5 protein-coding genes are annotated in these 6,956 nt (G+C 69.3%); all 5 read right to left on the reverse strand.

What is annotated here, in order from left to right; translation table 11 throughout:
* Positions 1 to 16: 16 nt before the first annotated feature.
* Positions 17 to 1,114: an ABC transporter ATP-binding protein gene (locus V6U81_RS03645; protein ID WP_334484302.1), complete on the reverse strand. Its 1,098-nt coding sequence runs from the start codon at positions 1,112 to 1,114 to the stop codon at positions 17 to 19.
* Positions 1,111 to 2,097, reverse strand: coding sequence for an ABC transporter ATP-binding protein (locus tag V6U81_RS03650; RefSeq protein ID WP_334484304.1), 987 nt, complete (start codon positions 2,095 to 2,097; stop codon positions 1,111 to 1,113). Before V6U81_RS03650 ends, V6U81_RS03645 begins: the two co-directional genes overlap by 4 nt.
* 112 nt (positions 2,098 to 2,209) lie before the next feature.
* The gene (locus V6U81_RS03655; RefSeq protein WP_334484327.1) at positions 2,210 to 3,166 is read right to left on the reverse strand and encodes an ABC transporter permease; all 957 of its coding nucleotides are present in this window, start codon (positions 3,164 to 3,166) and stop codon (positions 2,210 to 2,212) included.
* Positions 3,167 to 3,228: 62 nt separating this feature from the next.
* Positions 3,229 to 4,236 (reverse strand): ABC transporter permease, encoded by a 1,008-nt coding sequence (locus tag V6U81_RS03660; protein ID WP_334484307.1) that lies wholly within the window; start codon positions 4,234 to 4,236, stop codon positions 3,229 to 3,231.
* 99 nt (positions 4,237 to 4,335) lie between these two features.
* Complete coding sequence (locus V6U81_RS03665) at positions 4,336 to 6,009, reverse strand: ABC transporter substrate-binding protein (protein WP_334484310.1); 1,674 nt, start codon at positions 6,007 to 6,009, stop codon at positions 4,336 to 4,338.
* Positions 6,010 to 6,956: the final 947 nt, after the last annotated feature.

Consider the following 6,956-nt stretch of genomic DNA (forward strand, 5'->3'; position numbering starts at 1 on the left):
GGGCCTCGTCATGTCCTCACGGGGTGGGGATCAGCTCTCCCGGGTCACCCGGTGCCGCGCCGTCGTCCGGCCGGACCAGCTCCGGCTCGACCTCGTGCGGGCGGATCCGCCCGGCCGCGATGTCCTCGGCGTAGTGGCAGGCCACCTTGTGCCCGCCGACCACCTCGCGCAGCGCGGGCCGCTCGTCGACGCAGCGGGTCTTCTGCGCCCACGGGCAGCGGGTGTGGAACCGGCAGCCGGCCGGCGGGTTGGTCGGCGACGGGAGGTCACCGGCGAGCAGGATCCGCTCCCGGCGGTCCTCCACCAGCGGATCCGGCACCGGCACCGCCGACATCAGCGCCTTCGTGTACGGGTGCATCGGCTCCCGGTAGAGATCGTCGCTGGACGCCTCCTCCACCAGGCCGCCCAGGTACATCACGCCCACCGTGTCGGCGATGTGCCGGACCACCGCCAGGTCGTGCGCGATGATCAGGTACGTCAGGCCACGCTCGTTCTGAAGGTCCTCCAGCAGGTTGAGCACCTGGGCCTGGATCGACACGTCCAGTGCGGAGACCGGCTCGTCGGCGACGATCAGCTCCGGGTTGAGCACCAGGGCCCGGGCGATGCCGATCCGTTGCCGCTGCCCGCCGGAGAACTCGTGCGGGTACTTGTGCAGCGCCGAGCCGGGCAGCCCGACCGCGTCCAGGGTGTCCCGCAGCTTGCGGCCGACCTCGGCCTTGTCGGCGGCGAGCCCATGCGCCTTGAGCCCCTCGACCAGCAGCGACTCGACCGACTGCCGGGGGTCGAGGCTGGACAGCGGATCCTGGAAGATCATCTGCATCCGGCGGCGGGCCAGCCGCATCTTCTCGCCCTTGAGCGAGCGGACGTCCGTCCCGTCGAAGACGATCTCGCCATCGGTCGGCTCGACCAGCCGCAGCAGGCCCCGACCCAGGGTCGACTTGCCGCAGCCCGACTCGCCCACCAGCCCGTACGTCTCACCCGCGTTGATCGACAGCGAGACGCCGTCCACCGCATAGACGTACCCGACGGTGCGGTCGAAGAGCACCCCGCTCTTGATCGGGAAGTGGACCTTGAGGTCACGCAGTTCGATCAGTGGTTCCGTCCGCTCGGTCACGGCACCGCCACCTCCTCCGAAACGGGGTTGTTGCAGCGCAGGTCGCCGCCGGTCGCGGTGGGCTCCAACGGTGGAGCCCCGTCCAGGCAGGTGTCCACCACGTTGTCGCAGCGGGGCGCGAAGGCGCACCCCTCGGTCCACGGAATGTTGTCGGCCACCGAGCCGCGGATGGCGTGCAACCGCTCGCCGCGTACCGAGTCCAGCCGGGGCACCGAGCTCAGCAGCCCGTGCGTGTACGGGTGCCGGGGCCGGGCGAACAGCTCGTGCCGGGCGGCCCGCTCGACCACCTTGCCGCCGTAGAGCACGTTGACCGTGTCGCAGAGGCCGGCCACCACGCCCAGATCGTGCGTGATCATGATGAGCGCGGTGCCGGTCTCGTCGACCAACTGCTTGAGCAGGGTGAGGATCTGCGCCTGGATGGTCACGTCCAGCGCGGTGGTCGGCTCGTCCGCGATCAGCAGTCGCGGCTTGCAGGCCAGCGCGATGGCGATCAGCGCCCGCTGGCGCATGCCGCCGGAGATCTGGTGCGGGTACTCCTTGAGCCGGCGCTCCGGGTCCGGGATGCCGACCGCGTCGAGCAGTTCCCGGGCCTCGCGCAGCGCCTTGCGCCGGTCCATCCCCCGGTGCCGCTCCAGCACCTCGGCGACCTGCACCCCGATCGGGATGACCGGGTTCAACGAGGAGAGCGGGTCCTGGAAGATCATGCCGATGTCCCGGCCGCGCCGGTCCCGCAGGTCGTCCGGGCGGAGCTTGAGCAGGTCGGCGCCCTCGAAGAGCACCTCACCGGTGACCTTGTTGCCGCGCTTGGGCAGCAGGCCCATGATCGCCAGGCTGGTCACGCTCTTGCCGCAGCCGGACTCGCCGACCAGGCCGACGGTCTGCCCCGGCTCGACGCTGAAGCTGATCTTGTCGACCGCGGTGAACGGCCGCTCGCCCCGGCGCTGGAAGACCACGTTCAGGTCGCGTACGTCGAGCAGGCTCATCGGGTCACGTCCTCACTGTGCTGGTCCTTCGCTCGCGACCGCGGGGCGGGCAAGCTCACTGCTCGCACCCGCCGGCGGTCGTCGCCGATAGTGCTGTCGCGCCGCACCGCCCTCACCGCCGGTTCTTCGGGTCGATCGCGTCGCGCATCGCCTCACCGAGCAGGGTGAAGCCGAGCGCGACCACGATGATGGCGAGCGCCGGATAGTAGGCCAGTTCGGGGCGGACCTCGAAGTAGTGGACGCCGGCGTCGCCGAGCATCGCGCCCCACTCGGCCCGCTCCTGGTCCGGGTCGCCGAGCCCCAGGAAGGAGAGCGACGCGGCCTCGATGATCGCGGTGGAGAGGGTCAACGTGGCCTGCACGATCACCGGGGTCATCGCGTTGGGCAGCATGTGCCGGAGCACGATGTTGCGCTCCTTGACGCCGAGCGCCCGGGCGGCGAGCACGTGGTCGCTCTCCCGCTGGGCGAGCATCGCCCCGCGCAGCAGCCGGGCGAAGATCGGCACGTTGACGATGGCCACCGCGAGGATCACCGTCCACTGGCTGGGCCGGGTGACCACGGCGACCAGGGTGATCGCCAGCAGCAGCGCCGGCAGGGCCAGCATCACGTCGGTGAACCGCATGAGCAGGTTGTCGACCCAGCCGCCGAAGGCGCCGGCGACCGCACCGAGCAGCACGCCGAGGCCGAGACCGATCAGCGTGGCGAGCACGCCGACGAAGAGGGTCTGCCGGCTTCCGTAGATCAACCGGGAGAAGAAGTCCCGACCGAGCTGGTCGGAGCCGAGCGGGAAGCCGTCGCTCGCGCCAGGGATGTTGTCGGCGGTGAGTCGGCTGGTCAGCTCGTCGAACCGCTGCATCGGATCGTGCGGTGCGATCAGCGGCGCGAAGATCGCGATCAGCAGGAAGAGCACGATGAGGATGGCGCCGATGATCGCCGCCGGGTTGCGCCGGAGTCGACGGATCGCGTCCCGGACGAGGCTGACCCCGCCGCTCTCGGCGCTGGCCTGGGCCAGCTGCTCCAGCTGCGCCTTCTTGCGCTCACCGAGCAGGCCGATGCCGCGCTCACTCATGCCGCCGGCCGGGGAGCCGCCGGCGCGCTGGCCGACCACGTCGGGTCGGGTTACCGGATCACTCATCGCACACGCACCCTCGGGTCGATGAAGGCGTAGGAGAGGTCGACCAGCAGGTTGATCACCACGAAGACCAGCGCGGCGAGCAGGATCAGCGCCTGCAGCACCGGGTAGTCCCGGCCGCCGGTGATCGAGTCGGTGATCAGCGTGCCGAGCCCGCCCCAGTTGTAGACCTTCTCGGTGAGCACCGCGCCGGAGAGCAGCGCGCCGGTCTGCAGGCCGATGGTGGTGACCACCGGCAGCAGGGCGTTGCGCAGGATGTGCCGGCCGCGGATCGTGCGGTGCCGCAGGCCCTTCGCCTCGGCGGTGCGCACGTAGTCCTCGTTGAGCACGTCGAGCACGCTGGCCCGGGTGATCCGGACGATCACCGCCATCGGAATGGTGGCCAGCGTCAACGCCGGCAGGATCAGGTGCCAGAGCGTGTCGGCGGTGGCATCGAACTCCCGGGTGAGCAGGCTGTCCAGGACGAAGAACCCGGTGACCTCGGTGTTGTCGATGCCGGTGGTGACCCGCCCGGACGGCGGGAACCAGTGGATGTTCTGGGTGAAGACATCCTTGAGCAGATAGCCCAGGAAGAAGATCGGGATCGAGATGCCGAGCAGGGTGCCGATGACGGTCAGGTGGTCGAGCGACCGGCCGCGCCAGCGGGCGGCGAGGTAGCCGAGGGGGATACCCAGACCCACCGCGATGATCATCGCGGCGAGGGCCAGCTCGACGGTGGCCGGGAAGGCCCGACCGATCACCTCGGTGACCGGGTCACCGGTCCGGATCGAGTTGCCGAAGTCGCCGGTGAGCACGCGCTGCATGAACTTCCCGTACTGCACCAGGATCGGCTGGTCGTAGCCGAGTGCCTTGATCAGCAGGGCGCGGCGTTCGGGGGTGGCCCGCTCGCCGAGCAGCGCCTCGACCGGCCCGCCGGGCAGGTTCCGCAGCCAGATGAAGATCAGCGCGGACAGCGCTATCAGCGTCACCACCAGCTGCAGCAGGCGGCGGACTATGACTCGCAACATCTCTCACACACCAGACTCTCGATGTTCGCGGAATCGGCCCGGGCCGGGAGGAGCCCCCGACCCGGGCCGATCCACGCCTACGGCGTCAGCCGACGGACGTCACTTGGAAACGCTGACCGTGTTGAAGCGCTCGTCGGTCAGCGGGCTGGCGACCAGCCCCTTCACGTCCTTGGTGACGACGATGGCCGGCGGGGCGTGCCAGATCGGCACGGCCGGCAGCCACTTCGCGGCGATGTCCCGGTTGACCTGCTCCCACGCGGCCTTCTTGCCGGCCTCGTCGACGGTGCCGTCCGCCTTGGCGATGGCATCGAACATCTCGGTCATGGCCTGGTCGCCGAACTCGACCTTGCCCCGGCCGAAGAAGGTGCCGACGAAGTTGCCCGGGTCGTTGTAGTCACCGGTCCAGCCGAGGATGTGCAGGTCGTGCTTGCCGAACTGCTGCACGTCGTCCTTGTAGCCACCGTTCCACGGACGCGGCACACCGGTGACCTTGATGCCGACGGCCTTGAGGTCGTTGGCCAGGATGGTGAAGATCTCCTGCGGGTTCGGCATGTACGGCCGGGAGACGTCCGGCGGGTAGTAGAAGTTGAGGGTCAGACCCTCGGCGCCGGCCTCCTTGAGCAGCTGCTTCGCCTTCTCCGGGTTGTAGTCGTACTTCTGCACGTCCGGGGCGTAGCCGAGCACGGTGTCCGGCATGAACTCGTCGGCGACCTTGGTGCCACCCGGGCCCTTGGTCTGGACGAGCTGCTGACGGTTGAGGGCGTAGGCGATCGCCTGGCGCACCCGCAGGTCCTTCAGCTTCGGGTTCTTCTGGTTGAGGCCCAGGTAGAGGATGTTGAACGCCGGGCGGTCGAGGACCTGGAAGCCCTCACCGGCGAGCGCCTTCCGGTCGGCCGGAGCCGGGAAGTCGATGCCCTGGACGGTGCCCGCGCGCAGCTCCTGCTTACGGGTGTTCTCGTCCTTGATCACCTTGATGATCAGCTTGTCGACCTTGGCCTTCTCGCCCCAGTAGTCGGGGTTCCGGTCCAGGGTGATCTCGTTCTTGGCCTTGTCCCAGCCGCCGAACTTGAACGGGCCGGTACCGACCGGGCCGGAGGTCGCGAACGAGCTGTACTCGAACGAGTCGCCGTTCTGCTTGACCGTGTCGGCGTCGCCCTTCTTCAGGGCCTCCGGGCTGGCGATCGAGAGCGCGGTCAGCGCGAAGGCGCCGGGGAACGCGCCCTTGTACTGGTTCATCGTCAGGACGGCGGTGTTGTCGTCCTTCGCCTCGCACTTGTTGTAGACCGGCTTGCCGGCGTCGGCGCTCTCGTTCTTCGCGAAGCCGCCGAAGACGTCCATGTAGTAGATCATCTGCGACTGGGCGGCGGCGCCCTTCATGTTGTACCAGCGGTCGTAGTTGAAGCAGACCGCCGCGGCGTTGAAGGGGGTGCCGTCGTGGAACTTCACGCCCTGGCGCAGCTTGAAGGTCCAGACCTTGCCGTCGGGGTCGTGCTCCCAGCTCTCGGCCAGGCCCCCCACCAGGTCGGCAGTGCCCGGCTTGTTCTGGACGAGGGTGTCGTACATCTGCCGGATCGGCCGGAACGACTCACCGTCATCGTTGAAGATCGGATCGAAGTTCTTCGGGTCGCCGGCACCGGCGAAGATGAAGGTGCCGCCAGTCTTGGCTTCGCCACTGTCATCGCTGCGGTCGCTATCCGCGCAGCCGGCTGCGCCGACCGCAAGGGCTGCAACGGCCGCGAGGCTCACGGCCGTCCTTAGCCTTCTCGCCTGCATCTCTCACCTCTGTCATCCGCCTGACCAACGCCGGGTTATGGCTCGGTCCGTGTGCCGGAGGCTATGACACGCCACCCCGAAGCGGAACGCCCGTTAGGCAATCGCTATCAAGCCGACACCAAGCGGCCGCGTCTGACAGCCTCGGACCTCCCGACAAACGGGGCTGTCACACCGGGCACCCCGTCCCGGTTAGGCCATCCAGGCGGCGACGCGTCCCACCAAACCACCCCAAACCACTCGTGTTCGCCGGGGGCGACCTCCCGCCCGCCGCCGCCGGCTCCGCGTCCGGCCTCATCGGGTACGCGGACACCCACCAGCGCCCGTCCCCATGCGGACGGTCGACCCACCAGCGACGACCACCGCGCCTTGGACATGGAGGATTACCGTTGCCGACTTATGGGACGGATGTCCGGTTCTGCCGGTGTGGAGAGCCTGCCCGATCGGGTCCGCACCTGACCGGCGCGTCCGGTCTGCGCCGTGGTGGCCGCTTGCCCAGTTCCGCCGCGGCGACGGGTCCGGTCTGCGCCGCGGTGGTGGCTTGTCCGGTTCCGCCGGAGGGCGACGGGCGACCGGAGATCCGGTCTGCGCCCGCCGGGTGGTGTCGTCCCGTGACCGGCCGCACCCTGAGCCCGGAATCCTGGCCGGCCCGCCGTCGTTACATATCCCGTACGACCGCAGTAGCAGCCCCTCCGGCCCGCCGGATGGATGCGGTGCCCCCGGAATGACGGCGGGCCCGCGGTCGTTACATCCTCTGCACGACCGCAGAACCAGCCCCTCCCGGCCCGGCCGGGTGCCCCGGAATGATGGTGGGCAGGCGGTCGTTGCATATGGTCCCGGCGCCCGAGCCCCCCGGCTTGTGAAGCCTGCCGGACCTTGAGACTTTCCCCCCTTGCTTTTGAGCGCCCCTGTTCGTGGTGCTTGCCCCACGCGCTGACCCCCCTTGGCGC

It is taken from the genome of Micromonospora lacuserhaii (assembly GCF_036902735.1).
In the GTDB taxonomy this organism is placed as follows: domain Bacteria; phylum Actinomycetota; class Actinomycetes; order Mycobacteriales; family Micromonosporaceae; genus Micromonospora.